This is a genomic window from Odoribacter sp. N54.MGS-14 (assembly GCF_000980295.1).
GTDB lineage: Bacteria > Bacteroidota > Bacteroidia > Bacteroidales > Marinifilaceae > Odoribacter > Odoribacter splanchnicus.
The window spans coordinates 1-21,053 of the sequence record NZ_LARL01000025.1 but is presented as its reverse complement, the minus strand read 5'-3'; the positions used below and the strand labels follow the sequence as shown (position 1 = coordinate 21,053).

The window sequence follows — 21,053 nt, the reverse complement described above, 5'->3', positions numbered from 1 at the left end:
GATCCTTTTTATTCGCCTGTGATCGGCGGATTTTAAAAATGAAAAGCCTTATTCTTCCGTTTCATTCTGGCTCTCTTACTATTGTTCGGCGAATTATCGAAACGCTGGATGCAACGTTTGGGAACTATCCTGTAATACCAATGCAACGATAAAGAATGACTGGTATTTTGATACATCGTCCCTTGATGGGTCGGGACTTCACAGGTATAACCGATCTTCCATCCGGAATCACGTCCTCCCGGAATATTCACTCCTAAATGTACTAACAAGGTACCTACCTGCAATCCTTCGAATTGATCTCCCCGGACCCCCAGACCGATCAGTCCGAAACGTTCTTCCTCCCAGCAAACTCCGAATTGTAAATTCCGCATAACCGACTGCACATCGACCATTACGTACGGAGAAAGCACTGTATTGATCTGATTCCCTAAAGCAAAAGGATGTGCATACGAAACATATCCCGAATACCGGCGATTCAACAGATTTTCTTCGGAAGAAGCAGACCCGTGTTCGGATAAAAACGACTGAGTGGATTCTATGATATGATATACAGAAAACCCATACTCCAAACTAGCCACCCCATGCCAGGCCACATTGAAATCGGTCTGACCGTAAATACCGGCGGCCATATCGAATATTGTCACTTTATCGGCATAAAAACTCATCAACTCAGGGGAGATATCCAAAATATGACCGTTGCATACCGATATTCACACCCGCTAATCCATCAAAACCTGAATAGGCCGGATTATTAAAAGATTTCCACATAAATGGATGAGATACCTTCGTATCCTGCGCCTGTAAACGGACAGACACCACCAGTAACAAAAATGTCACCGATATTATTAATCGAATACCCACACACATTAATTTTTCATGAATAATGAATCGTGACAAATTTAGCTTTTTTACAACTCCTTTCAAATTAATCACTTTAATTTATTCCTTTGTAAAAAAAACAAAAAATCATTTTTTTTCTGATGAAATTTTGTCACTTTCAAAAAAAGCCATATCTTTGCATCGCTTTTGAGAAATATTCCTTAGTAGCTCAGTTGGTTAGAGCGGCGGACTGTTAATCCGTAGGTCGTAGGTTCAAGTCCTACCTGAGGAGCAGAGTTCTTTACTTCAAAAGTGATTCCTTAGTAGCTCAGTTGGTTAGAGCGGCGGACTGTTAATCCGTAGGTCGTAGGTTCAAGTCCTACCTGAGGAGCAAAAAGCCACTATTAAGGTGGCTTTTTTAGTTTTTTCCGAAAATGGGACGAAAGGTCCGTCCCGGCGTTCCTTTTTCAAACTTTTGAAACCCTTGTAACCCTTATAACTGCTGAAATTCTTTCCCCTCTTTCCATTTTATCCATTGTTCCCGCTTTTACATATTTTAACCCCCTAATTCCTTACAATTGTTTATATTTGGTGCGTTATTGTTAATTGTGCGCATCTTCGAATTATTAAACAAGTTTTAAAGTAATGCCAGAAATTACATTAGAAGAATACGAACTGATGAATCGTATTCTCTCAGATACTCGCACTGGATGGTGGAAAGCAGATTACCGACTCCAGACCTATTTTTTTTCAAAACAGATAATGGAATTGACTGGTTTACCATCCGATCGATTGTCTTTTGCAGATTTTCTGAACAGGATCCGTACCGATTTCCGTTTCCGGATCGGTGAAGAAATCGCAACTTTAGAACAACCTTACGTCTACGATATGACCTTCCCGATTCTTTGCCCGAAAGGAGAAATTTGGATTCATATCAAAAAACTTCATCAGGAAAAAAATGCGCATGGCGATTCTATTATCACAGGCTCGATACAGATCGTCGATAGTCCGGAAACGACCAAATCCGAGCAAGCAGCTGCATTAAGGATAAATAATCTCTTGTATCAGCTCAATAATATTTCATATACCTTACTGTCTTTTCTGCAAAACAACAATACATCCGAAATCATTAATAAAATCTTGCAGGATATTCTTCAGGTATTCAAGGCAGGACGGGCATATATCATCGAATACGATTCCGAAATCAAAACACAGACTTGTACTTTTGAAGTAGTAGATAACAATATAGAGAAGGAACAGACACTGATCACCGACCTGGCGACCACCGATAATGTCTGGTGGACCGAACAAATCATGTCGGGACATTCTATCGTCTTATCCACTCTGGACGACTTACCGGAAGAAGCTGCTTCCGAAAAAGAATTTTTAGCTTTACAATCGATAAAATCACTTATCGTCGTACCTCTGGTATCTCCTCAGGGAGCTTGGGGATATGTAGGAATCGACGTGGTTGAAGATTTTCATCAGTGGAGCGATGAAGATTGTCAATGGTTTACTTCCCTGGTCAATATCATCAATATTTGCATAGAGCTTCAAAAATCCCGGCAAGAGGCACAAACCGAAAGGGATTATCTGCAAAATCTATACAAACATATGCCATTGGGCTATCTACGTGCCCGGATTCTTTACGATCAACAACAAAATCCCGTAGACCTGTTGTTTACCGACGCCAATCTGGCTGCTAAAAAAATCACCGGAAAATCAAACTTCAACGGTCTTCGGGCCAGCTCGCTAGGCTTGGATTTTTCATCCAATCTCCTCCAATTAACAACACTGTCACCCAACAAGGATTATCTGGACGATACCCATTTTGTCAGCAGAATCAATAAATATTTTCATTTCATTTCCTACATGACCCGTCCCGACGAAGTCATCTATCTGTTTTCAGATATAACGGAAACTTTCAATACTCATCAGGCTTTGGACCGCAGTGAAAAAATTCTGCGTAATATTTACGACAATTTACCGGCCGGAATTGAACTTTACGACAAAAACGGTTTCCTGATAGACCTGAATACCAAAGATATGGAAATTTTCGGAATCGCTAACAAAGAGACGGTACTAGGAGTCAATTTGTTCGAAAATCCGAATCTTCCTTTACATATTATCGAAGCGTTGCGCCGTAAAGAAGCCATTACTTTCCGCATCAAATATCCTTTCTCTACAATCAAAAATTATTATTCATCGAAGAAAAACGGTCTTCTTGAAATATACACAACTGCAACAGAACTCTACGACTCTCAGGGAAATCTGATCAATTACCTGTTAATCAATATCGACAATACCGAAATCACACAAGTATATAGCCAACTGGCAGAATTCGAAAGTTCGTTCTCTATGGTCAGCAAAATCGGATATTGTAGATTCGACATCTGGACACGTACCGGCTATGGGATCCCTCAATGGTATTATAATCTGGGAGAAGAAGCAACGACGCCCCTCTCTGAAATCATCGGTGTATACAAACACGTACACCCTGAAGACCGGGATTATATCCTGAAGTCCATCCAGCAAGTGAAAGCCGGAGTAATCGAAAGCTTTTTCAAAGACTTGAGAATCACCACTGCCGAAGGCAACAAATGGACGCGGATCAATGTAATCCGTAACACAATGAACGATGATCCCCAAAAGCTGGACATGATCTGTGTCAATTATGATGTCACCGAATTGAAAGAAACCGAACAACGCCTGATCGAAGCCAAAGAGCGGGCAGAAGAAAGTGATCGTTTGAAATCTGCTTTCCTCGCTAACATGAGCCATGAAATCCGGACACCCCTAAATGCAATCGTCGGTTTCTCCGATTTGTTGGCCGAGTCGGACGACCGGGAAGAACGTTTCGGTTATTTGAAGATTGTACAAGAAAATAATGAATTGTTACTACAATTGATTTCAGATATCCTCGATCTTTCTAAAATTGAAGCAGGGACTTTCAAATTTATCAACGACCGGGTAAATGTTTATCAACTCTGCAATGAGATTGTCCGGTCTTACAGTATCAAGATTAAAAATCATCAAGTCAAATTGATATTCGATGAACAATCCCCGGTTTATTACATAACCAGTGACAAAAACAGGGTGATTCAGGTACTCTCGAATTTCATCAACAATGCGCTGAAATTTACTTCACAAGGTACAATTACACTGGGATATGAACTCTTGCCGAATCATGAACTCAAACTCTATGTCTGTGATACCGGCCAAGGCATTGCCGAAGAAAAACAAAAAGTCATATTCGACCGTTTCGTCAAATTAAATACTTTCGTTCAAGGTACAGGTTTAGGATTATCGATTTGCAAAAGTCTGGTAAAACAAATGGGAGGACAAATCGGTGTAAACTCCAAAGAGGGCGAAGGGTCTTGCTTTTGGTTCACCCATCCGATCTCCTTGACTCAAACAGAGAAAAAACGGAATAATCCTGAAAATTAAAGATTTTTTGTAATTTTACCTGTTTTAGTAGGTGCAATAAGACTATATTTTTATATCTCATTTATAAACTTAAACAAAAGTATAATGTATCAAACTGATAAAAGAACAGTAATTACCCTCGATGCCGGAGGGACTAATTTTGTTTTCGGAGCTATCCGGGGCAATCAGGATGTGATCAAACCGATTTCTCTTCCTTCCAATTCACATGATTTGGGTCAATGCCTGGAAACGTTGGAAAGAGGATTTCGGGAAGTAATTAACGCTCTGGATGAAAAACCGGTAGCCATCAGCTTTGCTTTCCCCGGTCCGGCCGACTATCCCAACGGAATCATCGGCGGTTATCTGCCTAACTTCCCTTCTTTCCGGGATGGGGTTGCCCTCGGTCCTTTTTTGGAAGACAAATTCGGGATACCTGTATTTATCAACAACGACGCAGATTTATTTGCTTACGGAGAGGCACTTGCCGGAGCATTGCCCGAAATCAACTCCAAACTGGAACGTCTGAACAGTGCCAAACGCTATAAAAATTTATTGGGATATACCTGGGGAACCGGATTCGGATTCGGATTTACCGTCAACGGACAAATGCACATCGGAGATAACTCTTGTGTGGAGACTTTCTGCCTGAGAAATAAAAAATACCCCGACGTGATCTGTGAAGATGGTGTGGCGATCCATGCTTTAAAACGTGAATATGCCAAAAATTCCGGAGATACCGATCACAACCTCGAACCCAAAGATATGTTCGATATCGCAGAAGGGACCCGGGAGGGGAATCGGGAAGCCGTCCTAAAAACTTTTGAAGACTACGGAGAAATCGCCGGAGATGCTATGGCAACCGCAGCAACACTGATCGACGGCCTGATCGTCATCGGCGGCGGAATTACCGCAGCCCGTAAATATATCATGCCTGCTTTATTAAAAGAAATGAGGGGACAACTACAACGCATGAACGGTGAAACCATTAGCCGGCTTCAGTTTAAAGTATACGACCTGGATGATTTCAATGAATTCGTCGAATTTGCCAAAGGAGGGTCCCGCGAACTGAAAATATACGGAACCGATAAATCAGTAGTCTACGACCCTATGAAACGCATCGGTATCACCATCTCAAAACTGGGTGCCAGCCGTGCCATCTCACTCGGAGCATACGCCTTCGCTTTACAACAAATCGATAGACAGGAGTGAAGAGTTGAGAGAGTTAAAAGAGTTGCTGAGTTATTGAGTTGCTGAGTTATTGAGTTGAAAGAGATACTGAGTTGAAAAGAGTTGATGAATGACTAAATTGCCATGCTGTTGATCTGGGAAAATTTGTGAAAGGAAGGTAAATTTAAGTATTATTTGAATCATTCTGTTATTGGGATTAAATAATCAGTATCTAAAAAATTCTTCTGATCCAACTATCTATACCCCTTCAACTCTATAACTCAACAACTCAGCAACTCAGTAACTCAACAACTCAGTAACTCAGCAACTCAGTAACTCAGCAACTCTTTTAACTCAACAACTCTCTTCCCCCTCCTTTTTAATTTTTACATTATCCAATCGGTATTCAAGTGCCTTCACCGATATCAGTAACTCACGGATAGAGATAGCGAGAGAAATCACCAACAAGAGTAAAGCCACTCCGAAGGTATATACAGCAACCAATTGCCATCCCACATAGATAAACAGCGTACAAACCACGCACAACAGCAAGCTGGATACTCCGAAAATTTGCATCGAGCGAGCCATATACAACCTTTTCCGCAAATTGTCGATCTGCCGTTGTGCCATAGGGGTCGGATTTTGTTCGTGTTCTGTTTTCAAGCTCCTGATCACCGATGCATAAGCCAAAAAACGATTCGTATAAGCCAACATAATCAACGAAATCGCCGAGAACAAAATCGAAGGTGTCGTCAGGGTCAGTTCTTCCATAAAATTTACGGTGAAAACAGGTAAAAACAGATAAAACGGGAAAACAGTTCTCTTGTTCCCGTTTTATCTATCGTTACCTTTTATAATGAATAATGCAATAACCATTTCCGTTCTTCAGGCCCATTACTACCGGCAGGATAGAAAGTTAACCCTTTGGCCGGATCTTTGGCCCATTCTTTCAGGATTGGATCGATAAAACGCCAGCTTAATTCCAAGGCATCCGTGCGGGTATACAAAGTAGAATCCCCTTGCATCGCATCCAGCAACAAACGCTCGTAAGCATTAGCAATATAGGTATTACACAACGAATCATAAGCGAAATTCATGCTCACCTGTTTAACTTCGAAGAACGATCCCGGAACTTTCAACCCGAATTTCAACGAAATACTTTCCGGCGAATCCACTTTCAGTATCAACTCATTACAAGAAGAACGGGGACAAATTCCGCTGAACAAACGATGCGGAACATTCTTGAAATGAATCACGATTTCAGACCGGGATTCTTGCATGCGTTTCCCCGTATAAAAATAGAAAGGTACCCCTCCCCAACGCCAATTATCTATAAAAAAGCGCATAGCGATATACGTCTCTGTCGTAGAATCCGCCGCAACTCCATTTTCCTCCCGGTAGCCGACCACACTCTCCTCTCCTGCTTTTCCGGCAATATACTGTCCCCGAATCACATCATTGGGTGACAGGGGATGCAAAGCCCTGAACACCTTCGCCACTTCATCGCGCATCAGGTTGGCATCGAAAGCCGAAGGAGCTTCCATAGCAACGAACCCCATCAACTGCATCAGGTGATTTTGTATCATATCCCGCAATGCTCCGGCCCCTTCATAATATTTTCCCCGGTTTTCTACCCCTAATTTTTCAGCCGCATAAATTTCGATAGAATCGATGTAATTCCGATTCCACAACGACTCGAAAATCTGGTTGGCAAACCGAAGCACGAGTATATTCTGTACCGTCTCTTTCCCCAGGAAATGATCGATCCGGTAAATATCTTCTTCGTCGAAGATCGAACACAGTTGTTTATTCAGTGCTTGTGCCGTTTCCAAACTGCTCCCGAAAGGTTTCTCGACGATAATCCGCCTCCAACCTCCTTCTTCTGACGCTTTATTCAATTTACTTTTACGCAGCGCTTCTGCAATCGGGCCATATTTTTGCGGTGGAGTCGCCAGGTAAAAAATCAGATGATCCGGAATATCTTTTGCTTTCCGTAATTCGGCAATCTTCTCAACCAGCAAATGATACTCGGCTGCTTCATCCGAATTGAATCCTAAATAATGTACCCTTTCCAGAAAAGCATCCAATTGTTTAGCTTCAGGATGTTTCCCTTTCAAAAAAGCCTTCAGATTATCTTTCTGCTGTATCCGGAATTCCTCATCCGAGAAAGGAGTCCTCGCAACACCTAAAATCACAAAATTTTCAGGCAGCATATCCCGAGCAAACAACTCATACAACGAAGGCAATAATTTACGTTTCGTCAAATCTCCGGAAGCCCCGAAAATGACCAATATTTGTCCATCTGGTTTTATCATAATCCTCGATTAATAACTTTTAAACTTCATCTACTAAGCATTATAAGTTCCTGAAACATTCCCTCCCGTTTCATTCCAATCGGTATGGAAAAATTGTCCTCTCTCCATATCTGTCCTTTCATACGTATGAGCACCGAAATAATCCCGTTGCGCCTGAATCAGATTTGCAGAAGAACGTTCTGTCCGCAAACCGTCGAAATACGTCAAAGCGGCAGCCATGCAAGGAATCGGAATGCCACTCAACAGACAGTCGGCCGTAATCTTTCTCCATGCAGGCAAAGCCTCGAGTATTCGGTTTCGGAAAAAATCGTCGAAAAGTAAGTTTTCCAAACCGGGTAAAGCGTGATAAGCCCGGGTAATTTGCTCCAGAAAAACGGAACGGATAATACAGCCCTTCCGCCAAATTTTAGCCAACATGCCGTAATCTAAATTCCATTGATAATGCTCGGAAGCTTTTTTCAACAAAGAGAATCCCTGTGCATAAGAAATCAATTTCGAAGCATATAGGGCGTGTCGCAATAAATCCGGTAAACCGGCATGTTCATGAATATCATTATTTTCACTTCGATACAGAGCCGACGCCTTCGAGCGTTCGTCGGCCATGGCCGAGAGGAAACGGGCATGTACCGCCTCTGTGATCAAAGTCAACGGATCGCTTTCCTCAAGAGCAGCTTCGGCAGTCCACTTACCGGTACCCTTTTGTCCGGCAATATCCAAAATACGATCCAGTAAATATCCTCCGTCCGTATCTCTTACCCGGCAAATATCGGCCGTAATTCCAATCAGATAACTATTGAGTTCCCCTTTATTCCATCCGGCAAAAATATCGGCAATCTCGTCATTCTCCAACTGTCCGTATTTCCGCAACATAAAATAACTCTCAGCGATCAATTGCATATCTCCGTACTCGATTCCATTATGCACCATTTTTACATAATGCCCGGCCCCACCGCTTCCTATCCATTCACAACAAGGCGTACCGTCATCCAATTTGGCAGCGATCCCCTGCAGTAAATCCTTCACCAGCGGCCAGGCTGCCGGAGAACCGCCTGGCATTACCGAGGGGCCTGTCAAAGCTCCGATTTCTCCACCCGAAATCCCCGTTCCCACATAAAGCATTCCCCGGGCCTCCACCTCTTTCACCCGCCGTTCCGTGTCCCTAAAATCGGAATTTCCTCCATCGATAATGACATCTCCCGGCTCGAGATGAGGTAACAATTCCTGAATCATCTCATCGACCGGAGCTCCGGCCCGGATCATCATCATCACCTTCCTCGGCCGCTTCAGGGAAGCAACTAACTCCGGAATCGAGTAAGTAGCGATAAAATGTTTACCTGCACCACGGCCACGAAGAAAACGATCGACCACATTTTCTTTCCCGGGATGTAAACGGTTAAATACCGAAACTGTAAATCCCTTACTCTCGAAGTTGAGTGCCAGGTTTTCCCCCATCACTGCCAGGCCGATCAAACCAATATTAGATGTATACATATAGATAATATTTATAAGTTTATATACGATATAAATAAGATTTTTATAAATATAAAGGAAATTTGCAAATATCGCCCCTTAGAAATTAAAAAATATTGTTAAAACTCATTTTTCCCTCAACGGCCTATCCGAATTTTACGATAAAGAAAGCCCAAGGTTACTTTCACCCCGGACCTCCGAAACAGTCTTGGCACATAAAAAAAACGGTAACAACAGTCTGTATCCAGAACCGTTGTTACCGTCTCCTTTGGCGTTACCGTTATTTATTAGTAAAGACAATATGATCGTCTTTCACATCGATTACAATCTGGTTGTCTTTGGTAATCTTTTCTGCCAGAATCTGTTTAGACAGGTCGTTCAGCAAATTCCGCTGGATCACCCGTTTCACAGGCCGGGCACCGAATTGAGGGTCATACCCTTCCTGAGCTATCCATTCCACAGCTTTATCGGTAACCTCGATGGTAATACTGTTGTTAGCCAACATCTTCTGCAATGATTTCACTTGCAAGCGGACAATATCCACAATCTCGTTCTTCTGTAAGGGGGTAAACATAATCACCTCATCGATACGGTTGAGGAACTCCGGACGTATGGTTTGTTTCAGCAATTCATATACCTCATTATTGGTAGTCTCCAATACCTGATCACGGTTCTTCTCATTCAGGTCTTTCAATCTTTCCTGAATAATATGAGCGCCGATATTCGAAGTCATGATAACAATGGTATTTTTAAAATCTACAGTACGTCCTTTATTATCGGTCAAACGACCATCGTCGAGCACTTGCAGCAGGATATTGAACACATCGGGATGTGCTTTCTCGATCTCATCCAACAGCACCACCGAATAAGGTTTCCGCCGTACTGCTTCGGTCAACTGTCCACCTTCGTCATATCCGATATATCCCGGAGGAGCTCCGATCAATCGGGATACAGAGTGTTTCTCCTGGTATTCCGACATATCGATACGGGTCATCTGCGTCTCATCGTCGAATAAAAACTCTGCCAATGCCTTCGCTAACTCGGTTTTACCCACTCCGGTAGTTCCCAGGAAGATAAATGACCCGATCGGCCGACGGGCATCCTGTAACCCTGCCCTATTTCGCCGGACAGCATCGGCCAAAGCAGCGATAGCCACTTCTTGCCCCACTACCCGCTTATGCAATTCCTCTTCCAAATGTAATAACTTCGTCCGCTCACTTTGCATCATCCGGTTGACTGGAATACCTGTCCATTTCGAAACTACAGCAGCGATATCGTCGGAGGTCACCTCTTCACGGATCAGGGATTCACCATGTTTCATATCGGCTAATTTTTTCTTAACCACCTCGATCCGTTGTTCGGCTTCCTTGATTTTACCGTAACGCAATTCGGCCACCTTACCATAGTCACCCTCCCGCTCTGCACGACTTGCTTCGAATTTATACTGTTCGATAGCATCCTTATTTTTCTGTATCTCATCAATCAGAGAACGCTCAGACTCCCATTGTGCCCTGAGTTTTGTACGTTCATCGTTCAAATCGGCCAATTCTTTCTGGATATCCGACAATTTTTTGCTGGTTCCTTCCCGTTTCAGGGCTTCCTTCTCGATTTCCAATTGCTGGATCTTCCGGTCGAGTTCATCGATTTCTTCCGGCACCGAATTCATCTCTAGCCGCAATTTGGCTGCAGCCTCATCGACCAGGTCGATAGCCTTATCCGGGAGGAAACGATCGGAAATATACCGGTGGGACAATTCCACTGAAGCGATAATCGCATCGTCGGTAATTCTCACCTTATGGTGATTTTCATATTTCTCTTTCAGCCCCCTCATAATACTGATAGCACTCATCACATCCGGTTCGTCGATCATCACCTTCTGGAAACGACGCTCCAACGCTTTGTCCTGTTCGAAATACTTCTGATATTCATTCAGGGTCGTCGCTCCGATAGCTCTCAGATCACCACGTGCCAAAGCCGGTTTCAAAATATTGGCAGCATCCATAGCACCTTCCGACTTTCCGGCTCCGACCAAAGTATGAATCTCATCGATAAATAAGATAATCTCGCCTTCGGAAGCCAGCACTTCGTTGACCACTGCCTTCAAACGCTCTTCGAATTCACCTTTATATTTAGCTCCGGCGATCAATGCACCCATATCCAGCGAAAAAATCTGTTTCGAAGCCAGATTGGAAGGGACATCCCCATTCACAATACGCTGTGCCAATCCTTCGGCAATCGCTGTTTTACCTACACCCGGTTCACCGATCAGTATCGGATTATTCTTCGTACGGCGTGATAAAATCTGCAACACCCGCCGTATCTCATCGTCCCGCCCGATCACCGGATCTAATTTACCGTTCCGTGCACGTTCGTTCAAATTTATAGCATACCGCCCCAAGGCATCATAACTCTCTTCTGCCGATTGAGAGTTGACTTTCGATCCTTTCCGAAGCTCCGCAATCGCTTCTTTGGTCTCTTTCTCTGTCAAACCGCTATCTTTCAACAATTGAGCCACCTGATCCCGGTTATCCAGTAATCCCAATAAGATGTGTTCCAGCGAAATATACTGGTCACCCATGTCTTTCGCCAAACGGGTCGCCTTCTCCAGCGCTTTGTTACTATCCGGCGATAAGTATACTTCTCCGCCCGAAACCCTGGGATAGCTATCGATAATCCGGTCGAGTGCCGATAACAGATTATGGCTATTGACGCCCAGTTTATTGAAAATAAAATGAGTAACATTCTCACCGACATTGATCACGGCTTTCAATAAATGCCCGGTCTCGATGGCCTGTTGCCCTTTACTCTGCGCAAGCTGCACTGCATTTTGCAAAGCCTCCTGCGACTTGATCGTATAATTATTTGTATTCATTGTCTATCTCTCCTTTCACTTATAGAGGATTACAAATCTTATACCGATTCTCCGAATGAAAGGTTTCAGCAAATTTTTTATCATTATTTTGTCAAATTGACATAATCAATGCAAATATTCAAGACAAAACGACAGCCTTTAAACCGATAGAACAAAATGACCGGCCTACTGTCTTCCTTGATCCGGTCCGACAATTTATCCGGGTTTTATACTGTATCAGACCGGGTCCCCGAACACGAACACCTCCGCCTATCGTTATTACTGAATCGTAGATTAGTCTTGATTTAAGAAAGATTATTTTCACTGGAAATAATCCGGAGAGTCCAGCTTTCTATTGCTGCAAATTTCCGCTTATATTTTCTTGGCCGATTAGCTCTGCCGTGAGATGAAGGGTTTTATGCCGGAAGAGCATTCCTTGCAAGTCCCCAAAAACAAAATAATCCCGATAAAGTAAAGACAAGTCCTTTACATTATTCTTCCAATATACACGCATCTCCTATAATCGTTACCGCAATCTCAAAACCAGTAGTAAAATAACGCGACTGTCCGGCTCCGACGTACACCTACATCCTGCCCGCCGAATACCGGAAAAATTTACTGAAAGAACCCGAAGAATAATTATCTCTTATTTTAACCTTTTTTCAGTTGGAAAACACATAAGAAATAATATTCGCCCCCATCCGCAAGGCTTCCTGCCGCCTGTTTTCAGGATCATTGTGCACTTCAGGGTCTTCCCAGCCATCTCCCAGGTCGGTTTCGAGAGTAAATAAAACCACCAATCTTCCCTCTTTTACGATGCCCAAGGCTTGCGGCCGTTTCGCATCGTGCTCATGAATTTTGGGCAATCCCTGCGAAAATTTATATTTCTGATTAAAAATCGGATGTTCCCAGGGAATCTCAACCAATTCATCCTCAGGAAACACTTTTTTCATTTCCCGCCGGAAGGCCTGAGCCAACCCATAATTATCGTCTGCATGTAAAAAACCACCCCCCAACAAATACTCCCGGAGATTATGGGCTTCCACCTCTGTAAAAACAACATTTCCATGCCCCGTCATATGCACATAGGGATAATTGAAAATATCCCGGCTTCCCGGTTCGACAGTGGCCGGCTCTTTAGCCAGGTCAGTACCTAATTTATCGTTACAGAAACGGATCAGATTAGGCAGAGAAGTCGGATTGGCATACCAATCGCCTCCTCCTTTATATTTCAACAGAGCCAGTTTCGTTTTAGTTTCCTGGCTCCACAACCAGCGAGGCACAAACACAAACAAAACGATCAAAAACACCACTTTCCAAAGATGCTCCATATGTTCAGATTTAAACGCGATTCATAAAATCGATACTATGGCAAGCCACAATCCCCGCCGTCTCAGTCCGCAACCGGCTCGTCCCTAAAGTCACAGGCACAAAACCGTGGTGCCGGGCCAATACCACTTCTTCTTCCGAAAAATCTCCTTCAGGTCCGATCAGTATAACCACATCTTCCCCCGGCCGATACACTTCATCCAAGCGTTTTTTATCCCCTTCATTACAGTGGGCGATAAATTTATGGGTCTCCCGGCAAGAAGTAACCAACTGCCGGAAATCGGTCATCGGATTCAGCCGGGGCAAATAGGCTTTCAAAGACTGTTTCATCGCCGCCACAATCACTTTTTCCAGCCGTTCTTCTTTCACAACCTTCCGTTCGGAATGAGCTGCATGCAATAAGGTAATCTCATCGATCCCCATCTCAGTACATTTTTCCAGCATCCATTCGATGCGGTCTATATTCTTCGTCGGAGCAACAGCCAAATGCAGGTGAAAATTGCGCCGGCCGTATAGTTCCCGCCGATCCGTAATCCTGATCTCACATCCCCGCACTTCCGCCCGTTCGATAACTCCCTCATACCAAGTTCCTTTCCCATCCACCAACGAAACCGCTTCTCCGGCCCCCAACCTCAATACCCGTACACAATGTCTGGATTCATCCGCATTCAACGTATAAATATCCCCTTCGATATCCGGCGTATAAAATAAATGCATAACAACGATTAAATTTATCCGACAAAACTACATGTTTTCAACCATCAAACAAATTCTTACCAACCTGAATATTGAATTAATTTCATTGTATTATTTCATTCACATGAAGCGATTTTTTCATCGTTTCATGATTATTTTCGTCAAATACTCTGACTGTCGAATTACCTGCACGGTCATACTCTACCGTCATTCTTGCAAATCCATATCCACCTTTACATAACTTATTTTCAGTATCTAAATATTTCTTTTCTATTATTCTACCCCAATCGTCAAACTCAGTCTTCTCCATAAAATAACCGTTCACCAAACAGGGCTTTTCGGCTATATCCCAAAAAGCGACCTCGGTAATCATCCCTTTTTCATTATATTTTTGGGAAATAGCAGTAAAACCGCCGGTATTTATACAGGGTTTATCGTCTGTACCGAAATATACCTGTTTTACCACATTCCCCCGGTCGTCGTACTGAAAAGACAACTTTGCATAACCATCTTTCAGCAGACAGGGTCTATCATTTTCATCCCGATAAGCCACTTCGGTACAATTTCCGCGGGGATCGTATTTTTCAAGCACTTTTGCATAGCCACCTGTATGCATACACAACTTATTATTCACATCAAAGTAAGCCGTTTCTTCCCGAAAACCACGCTCATCATACTTAAAATTCAACTTGGCGAAACCTTCCTTATTCAGACCTAACCTACCATCCGTTCCCCAATAAGTCATCTCCGTTACATTTCCCCAACTATCACATACAGCAGTCATTTTAGCTGCCCCCTGGGCATTTAAACAGGGGTTCCCTTCCGGATCGAAAGTAGCTTCCTCTATCTTATTTCCCCGTTCGTCATACCTCATCACACACCGGGCCACTCCACTCGAATCGGTACATGGTTTTCCATCCACCCCCAAAAACAGAATCTCCGTTACATTTCCCCACTCATCGTATCCATAAGAAACTTTCGCATATCCTTTATTATTCAAACAGGGTTTTTCTTCTGTATCGAAGAAAGAAAGTTCAATCAATCTACCCCGCTCATTATATTTTGCAATATATTTTGCATAGCCTTCATTCGGATTTAAATAAGGTTCTTTTACATTATTCAGATATACCTTCTCTACGAGATTTCCTTTATCATATTTTGCTCTCCAATTAAACCCTGCAGGTTGGAACAATTTATCTTCCAGACATGAAACGAACTGCCCTGTCTGATTCCCAGATTCATCATACTCCAGCCTTACATTCGCAATGGGACAAGGAGCTCCGTCAGCGTCCTTAAAAGATATTTTCTCTAAATTATTATTGTTATCATAAGTTATCGTTACCTGGGCTATACCGATCTTATTCGGAACAAGATTTCCCCCGGCATCTACATAACTAATGGAGGAAATATACCCCTTATTATTATAAACAGCCTCTACTTTCATAACTCCTTCTTTATCCCTCACCGGCTCTCCATCGGTATCAAAATAAGCGCTTTCAATCATATTCCCATATTTATCATACCGGCCAATCCATTTTGCATACCCTTTTTTATTAAAACAGGGAGCTCCATCCACACCGTAATAAGCCATTTCAATCACATTCCCGCAATCATCGTATGTAGAAAGCAATCGGGCATATCCTTTTTTGTTAAAACACAAATTACCGTCTGTCCCATAATTTGCCGTTTCGATGATTCTTCCTTGCTTATTGTACTTTGCAACACATCTTGCCACCCCTTCCCGTCCCCAGGCAAGCTGACCGTCTTTATCAAAAATCGATTCGGTAATACTATTCCCATGTTCATCGTATTCTTTCCCGATTATTCCCCCACCATTACTTAGCGGACAAATCTTTTGGTCTATTCCCAGATATACACCTTTTACAATATTACCGTTCTCATCACATTTTCTGGTATAAGTCGCCCACCGCTGTTCATTCAAAACAGGATTACCTGCCGGATCGAGATAAGCGATTACCGAAATATTACCATATTCGTCATAATTATATTTCTTAGAAGCTATCCCCATATTATTGGGAAAGTTAAAACCTTCAAACCCGATAAATCTGACCAACCGGGGCCTTCCGATAGAATCCAGGAGATAATCAAAGCCATAAATTCCCTTTGCATCACAAGCAGCGATATCGTCGTTACCGTTATATTTTTTAAATAACTTACGTATAATGAAACCTTGCCGGTCCCTGATTAAACGATACCGCCGGATTTCAGATTTCGAATTACTAAACATACTTTCAAATGCATTCGAAGTGATAGAAGTAAAAGAACTTGTAAGTCCGATACCCATTCCCTTATCCAATGATTTCAGATCTACATATTGCAAACTGTCCCCGGCAATATAGGCAACAATCAAAGGCTTTTGTTTGGAATTTTGATATTCAATCTCAATGACAGATTGTCCCCGTCTATCTTTTCGGCTTTCTATCTGTTGAATAGAAGAACGATCGACATATTCACTAAAATTGTGCTCTATAGGAAAACCGGCAGAATTGGCAAAAACAACTCTTTTCAGCGTGCCCTTTCCTTTCCCCAATATACTGCGGTGGGTATATTCGAAACGATAATGTGTACTTCTTTTTTTAACCTGTTCCGCACTTAACTCAATCACCCCTTCCGGTATTCCCCATCTATCCACATAATCAGCAAAATATTCATTTTTAGTCCGGTAATAGTCCCACAAGATGAATAAAACGAATAAGAATAAAACAACTCCGATTCCTGTACTCCATTTACGAATCCTCAGGATACGTTCATAAGGCTGCCATAAGGTATTGAACTTTATATCCAACAAACGGGCCACAACGCGGATAAAAGCCCTTTTTTTCTTCATCGCAAATGAACCGATCCCTTCTTCCCTGACATTTATAGCCAATAATTCTTCCTGGCTTATCGCCTTTATCTGTTCATGGATACATTCTGTCTCGATGTCATTACTGTAGGGAATCCCTGAAACGACAAAAGGGATGATCTTATCTGCTCCGTGAAGTGTAGCGAAATATTTCACTTCCTTTCCGACCCAGGGCGAACGCGCTGCTTCAGGTGAACATATCACAATAAGATAATGTGAACGCTCGAGTTCATGTCTTATATTTTCTTCCAGTCTCCCACTGTCGAGATCCGTATTATCCCTGAAAACAGGCCATACTTTCTTAGGCAACCGGGTGATTTGTCTACATAATTTCGAAGGTAACTTATACCATCTTAACCGATCCTGTAACCATTTAGCCCATTTCTCATCTTCCCGTTTATAGCTGATAAAAGCGTAATATTGAAATTGCTGTTCCATCATCCACGAATTAATTCAACTATCCCTATCCTTACAATTCACCACAAACAAAATTAAAAAATACATCATTCCATTAGCCATTTACCTGTTTTTTATTCATTTTTTAAACAATTCCTCCCTAACCCACTTCACTATCCAAATAATAAGAACAGACAATTTTAAACTACTTGGCAAATAAAATACAATAATCTGCAAATATATCCATAGTAAAAGCTCTTAAAACGTTTTAGATTTGTAACATGACGTCCATAAATTAATTTCGCATCTATATACTTTAATGTACCAAAGTTGATTTGCAAATTGCATTAAAAAATGTCAGCCTACGGCGAATAGGCTGACATTAAGCTGAATTACATTAAAGTTGAACTAAAATAGCCAATCGAACAAACGATGTATAAGATGTTTAAACAAATATGCAAAATCATTTAGCAACAACCTTTCCTTTCCGTATAATTCACCAAAAATTATTCATCGTCATCTGTTTCCTGATAAGCTTTCAACAATTCCTCCTGTACTTCAGACGGTACTTTTTCATAGCCTGCAAAATTCATTGTGAAAGTGGCCCGTCCACCGGTAATGGAACTCAGAGCAGTAGAATAACGCTGCATTTCCTTCAACGGCACTTTGGCTTTGATCTTCTGAAAACCGCTATCGGCATCCATCCCCATAATCATAGCCCGGCGGGTTTGCAAATCACCCATCACATCTCCCATATCTTCATCGGGCACCAGCACTTCGACATCATAAATCGGTTCCAGAATCTTCGGATTGGCTTTCCGGAAAGCCTCGCTAAAGGCATGACGCCCTGCCAAACGGAAAGAAATTTCATTGGAATCTACCGGGTGCATCTTACCATCGTAAATACATACGCGAATATCCCGGGCATACGAACCCGTCAACGGCCCTTCTTCCATTTTTTCCATAATACCTTTCAGAATAGCCGGCATAAAACGGGCTTCGATCACTCCACCTACAATACAGTTGTAAAATACCAGTTTACCTCCCCACGGCAAATCATATTCTTCTTTTCCTTTAATCGACATCTTGCTGTCCACACCACCGATCTTATAAGTCGTCGGCTCAGGCATTCCTTCTTCATAGGGTTCGATGACCATATGTACTTCCCCGAATTGTCCGGCTCCTCCGGATTGCTTCTTATGCCGGTAATCGGCCTGGGCATATTTCGTAATGGTTTCCCGATAAGGAATCTTCGGAGCATAAAATTCAATTTGAATCTTATCGTTGTGTTCGATCCGCCATTTCATCGTATTCAAATGAAATTCTCCCTGGCCCGAAAGGATCATTTGCTTCAATTCTTTGGAGTATTCCACCAGCAAAGAAGGATCCTCTTCGTGCATCCGATAAAGCACTTCGGCCATTTTCTCCTCGTCGCCCTTATTCACTGCCCGGACAGCAGTACGGAAACGGGAATTCGGATATTTGATTCCGGGAAATACATAATCACAATCTTTCTCATTCAGGGTATCCCCGTTTCTCGTTCCTTTCAGTTTCACGGTCGCTCCGAGGTCACCGGCCCGAAGTTCCGTCACTTTCGTCCGGTTTTTACCGGCTACAGCATACAACTGTGCAATACGTTCTTTAGTACCGGTAGTCATATTGGTCAAATCATCCCCTTCTTTCACCGTACCGGAAACTACTTTAAAATAGTTGATATCTCCCAGATGCTGCTCTATAGTCGTACTGAATACAAAAGCCGAAGCCGGTCCGTTCACTTCATAAGGCACCAGACGACCGTCTTTCGTAAGCATTCCCGGCATGGCAGCCGCACTCGGAGCCACGTTCACCAGGAATTCCATAAAACGCCGTACACACATATCTTTTTCGGCCGACACACAGAACACAGGGAACATATCACGGGCGATCAACCCTTTCCGGATACCGGCGCGCATTTCGTCTTCCGACAAGCTCCCTTTCTCAAAATAAAGCTCCATCAACCCTTCATCGTTTTCGGCAGCCGCCTCGATCAGGGCATTATGCAATTCGTCGGCTTTCTCTTTCTCCGACTCCGGGATCGGCAACACATCGGGTTTACCCCCCTCCGGTTTCCACTGATACATCTCCATTTTCAGGACATCCACCACCTGATTGAAACCGAGCCCCTGATTGACCGGATATTGCACCAGTACCACTTTCTTTCCGAAAGAAGCCTGTGCATGTTCCAGCGTTTGTTCGAAATTAGCTTTTTCATGATCCAGCTGGTTGATGACAAAAATCATCGGTTTATTTAAATTCCGGACATGCCGGCTAATAATTTCGGTCCCTACTTCGACACCCTTGACAGCATTGACAACCATCACCGCCGTGTCGGCTACATTCAGCGCAGAGATAACTCCACCGACAAAATCATCAGCCCCCGGAGTATCGATAAAGTTCAGTTTCTGATCTTTCCATTCGGTATATAATACTGCCGGAAAAACAGAAGAACCATACTCCTGCTCCACAGGCCTATAGTCAGAGGAAGTGTTTTTAGCACTTACGCTACCTCTGCGCGGGATGACCCCGCCCTCATACATCATCGCTTCAGCAAGTGTGGTCTTACCGGAACCAGCACTGCCTACAAGAGCGATATTCTTGATTTCATTCGGATTGTAGGTTTTCATGTAATTAATTTTAGGTTATTCGTCAAAAATGTCGACTCAATCGTTTTAAATCGGTTCACAAATTAAACAGAATTTTTCTAAAATCAAAGAAACCCTGGTTCAAATTTAACAAAATCAACTTTTCCTTATCTTGAAACTACATGAAGAAAATAGGTCGTACATTTCCCTTCCCCATTCGTCAACAACACCAAAACGGTAGCCACACTTTCACAGGCCGGCGAAACCACGCCGATAAATCCTTCACCAGCTTGTTCATCTACCGGTCCGGCTTCTGCCAGCCATCCGTTATCCCCGACAGCATATATGGACGGAGTACCGCCAAAACCGGAAATAACAAAAGGGATCTGTTTGGCTTCACCTGTTCTCATTTCATAGTCCATACCACCCGGAAAGACCAATCGCCAAGGCAATATACGGGGTAATCTTATTTTCTTATTATCCTGTAAAGTGAATTCGACATATCCATTCTGTACCTCTACTCCATGAGGAGCTAGAATACCGCCTCCCCATTCCCCCTTTTCTCCCGTAGGCCCATCCGGACCGTCAGGCCCCGTATCCCCAATTTCGCCTTTCTTACCAGATGCTTTCACTCCTGTCAATTCCCAGGTTTTTCCGTTATCCGATGAGATTTCCCACATACCGGAAACCATATCGATCTGCATCCGGGGAATTCCTCCTGGTGCCCCCTGTCCTCCTTGTTCTCCTTTATCTCCGGTCGCTCCCTTAATTCCATCTGCCCGCATACAATTTCCGGCTCCATCCCGAACAAATCTACCGTCCATCGTCCAGTATACATGCCCATCCGACGAATCACGGACAGAAATTAAAGGTACTTTCAATTCCCCATCTTCCCCCTTCATCCCTTTTTCTCCATGATAAATCCGTATGATACTTCCGTCATTCATACCAAATTCATAACCACGCAACGTTTCCGTAACAGTAACAATATATTTATTACTATTCAATGCCTCTACCAAGGAGGCCAAAGCACTGATATTTACATTCAATTCATACTGCAAATTTTCTATTGCCAACAATTGTTTACGGATAAGCTC

At 42.9% G+C, this 21,053-nt stretch carries 12 protein-coding genes and 2 tRNA genes; 4 read left to right on the top strand and 10 right to left on the bottom strand.

Features of this window, described 5'->3' with window-relative positions; genetic code table 11:
- Positions 1 to 32: 32 nt before the first annotated feature.
- The gene (locus WS42_RS07105) at positions 33 to 686 is read right to left on the bottom strand and encodes a type IX secretion system membrane protein PorP/SprF (RefSeq protein WP_087394994.1); all 654 of its coding nucleotides are present in this window, start codon (positions 684 to 686) and stop codon (positions 33 to 35) included.
- 351 nt (positions 687 to 1,037) lie between these two features.
- On the opposite strand from WS42_RS07105, the gene WS42_RS07095 reads away from it, so the two are divergent.
- The 4 genes from WS42_RS07095 to WS42_RS07080 all read left to right on the top strand — a co-directional run bounded on the left by WS42_RS07095 (position 1,038) and on the right by WS42_RS07080 (position 5,454).
- Positions 1,038 to 1,111 (top strand) — tRNA-Asn (locus WS42_RS07095).
- A 25-nt stretch (positions 1,112 to 1,136) separates the two neighbouring features.
- Positions 1,137 to 1,210: transfer RNA gene (locus WS42_RS07090), tRNA-Asn, on the top strand.
- A gap of 371 nt (positions 1,211 to 1,581) precedes the next feature.
- Complete coding sequence (locus tag WS42_RS07085; protein WP_233434003.1) at positions 1,582 to 4,266, top strand: sensor histidine kinase; 2,685 nt, start codon at positions 1,582 to 1,584, stop codon at positions 4,264 to 4,266.
- Positions 4,267 to 4,350: 84 nt separating this feature from the next.
- Entirely contained in the window at positions 4,351 to 5,454 is a 1,104-nt protein-coding gene (locus tag WS42_RS07080) for an ROK family protein (protein ID WP_022161111.1), read from the top strand.
- A gap of 312 nt (positions 5,455 to 5,766) precedes the next feature.
- On the opposite strand, the gene WS42_RS07075 is transcribed toward WS42_RS07080, so the two are convergent.
- From WS42_RS07075 to WS42_RS07035, 9 genes are all read right to left on the bottom strand, one after another.
- The gene (locus WS42_RS07075) at positions 5,767 to 6,183 is read right to left on the bottom strand and encodes a DUF2721 domain-containing protein (protein ID WP_013612380.1); all 417 of its coding nucleotides are present in this window, start codon (positions 6,181 to 6,183) and stop codon (positions 5,767 to 5,769) included.
- Positions 6,184 to 6,263: 80 nt separating this feature from the next.
- Positions 6,264 to 7,727: a glucose-6-phosphate dehydrogenase gene (zwf, locus tag WS42_RS07070; RefSeq protein WP_013612381.1), complete on the bottom strand. Its 1,464-nt coding sequence runs from the start codon at positions 7,725 to 7,727 to the stop codon at positions 6,264 to 6,266.
- Positions 7,728 to 7,760: 33 nt separating this feature from the next.
- The gene (gene gnd / locus WS42_RS07065) at positions 7,761 to 9,218 is read right to left on the bottom strand and encodes a decarboxylating NADP(+)-dependent phosphogluconate dehydrogenase (RefSeq protein ID WP_046450906.1); all 1,458 of its coding nucleotides are present in this window, start codon (positions 9,216 to 9,218) and stop codon (positions 7,761 to 7,763) included.
- A 259-nt stretch (positions 9,219 to 9,477) separates the two neighbouring features.
- Positions 9,478 to 12,069 (bottom strand): ATP-dependent chaperone ClpB, encoded by a 2,592-nt coding sequence (clpB, locus tag WS42_RS07060; protein ID WP_013612383.1) that lies wholly within the window; start codon positions 12,067 to 12,069, stop codon positions 9,478 to 9,480.
- A 641-nt stretch (positions 12,070 to 12,710) separates the two neighbouring features.
- The gene (locus WS42_RS07055) at positions 12,711 to 13,379 is read right to left on the bottom strand and encodes a DUF4159 domain-containing protein (RefSeq protein ID WP_013612385.1); all 669 of its coding nucleotides are present in this window, start codon (positions 13,377 to 13,379) and stop codon (positions 12,711 to 12,713) included.
- A 10-nt stretch (positions 13,380 to 13,389) separates the two neighbouring features.
- A complete protein-coding gene (locus tag WS42_RS07050) occupies positions 13,390 to 14,094 on the bottom strand; it encodes a 16S rRNA (uracil(1498)-N(3))-methyltransferase (RefSeq protein WP_046450905.1) in 705 nt (234 codons plus the stop codon).
- An 82-nt stretch (positions 14,095 to 14,176) separates the two neighbouring features.
- Positions 14,177 to 17,380: a toll/interleukin-1 receptor domain-containing protein gene (locus WS42_RS15420; protein ID WP_087394996.1), complete on the bottom strand. Its 3,204-nt coding sequence runs from the start codon at positions 17,378 to 17,380 to the stop codon at positions 14,177 to 14,179.
- A 461-nt stretch (positions 17,381 to 17,841) separates the two neighbouring features.
- The gene (gene fusA2 / locus WS42_RS07040; protein WP_046450904.1) at positions 17,842 to 19,998 is read right to left on the bottom strand and encodes an elongation factor G2; all 2,157 of its coding nucleotides are present in this window, start codon (positions 19,996 to 19,998) and stop codon (positions 17,842 to 17,844) included.
- A gap of 125 nt (positions 19,999 to 20,123) precedes the next feature.
- Positions 20,124 to 21,053, bottom strand: a 930-nt coding sequence (locus WS42_RS07035; RefSeq protein WP_046450903.1) for a PL29 family lyase N-terminal domain-containing protein, incomplete at its 5' end; no start/stop codon positions are given.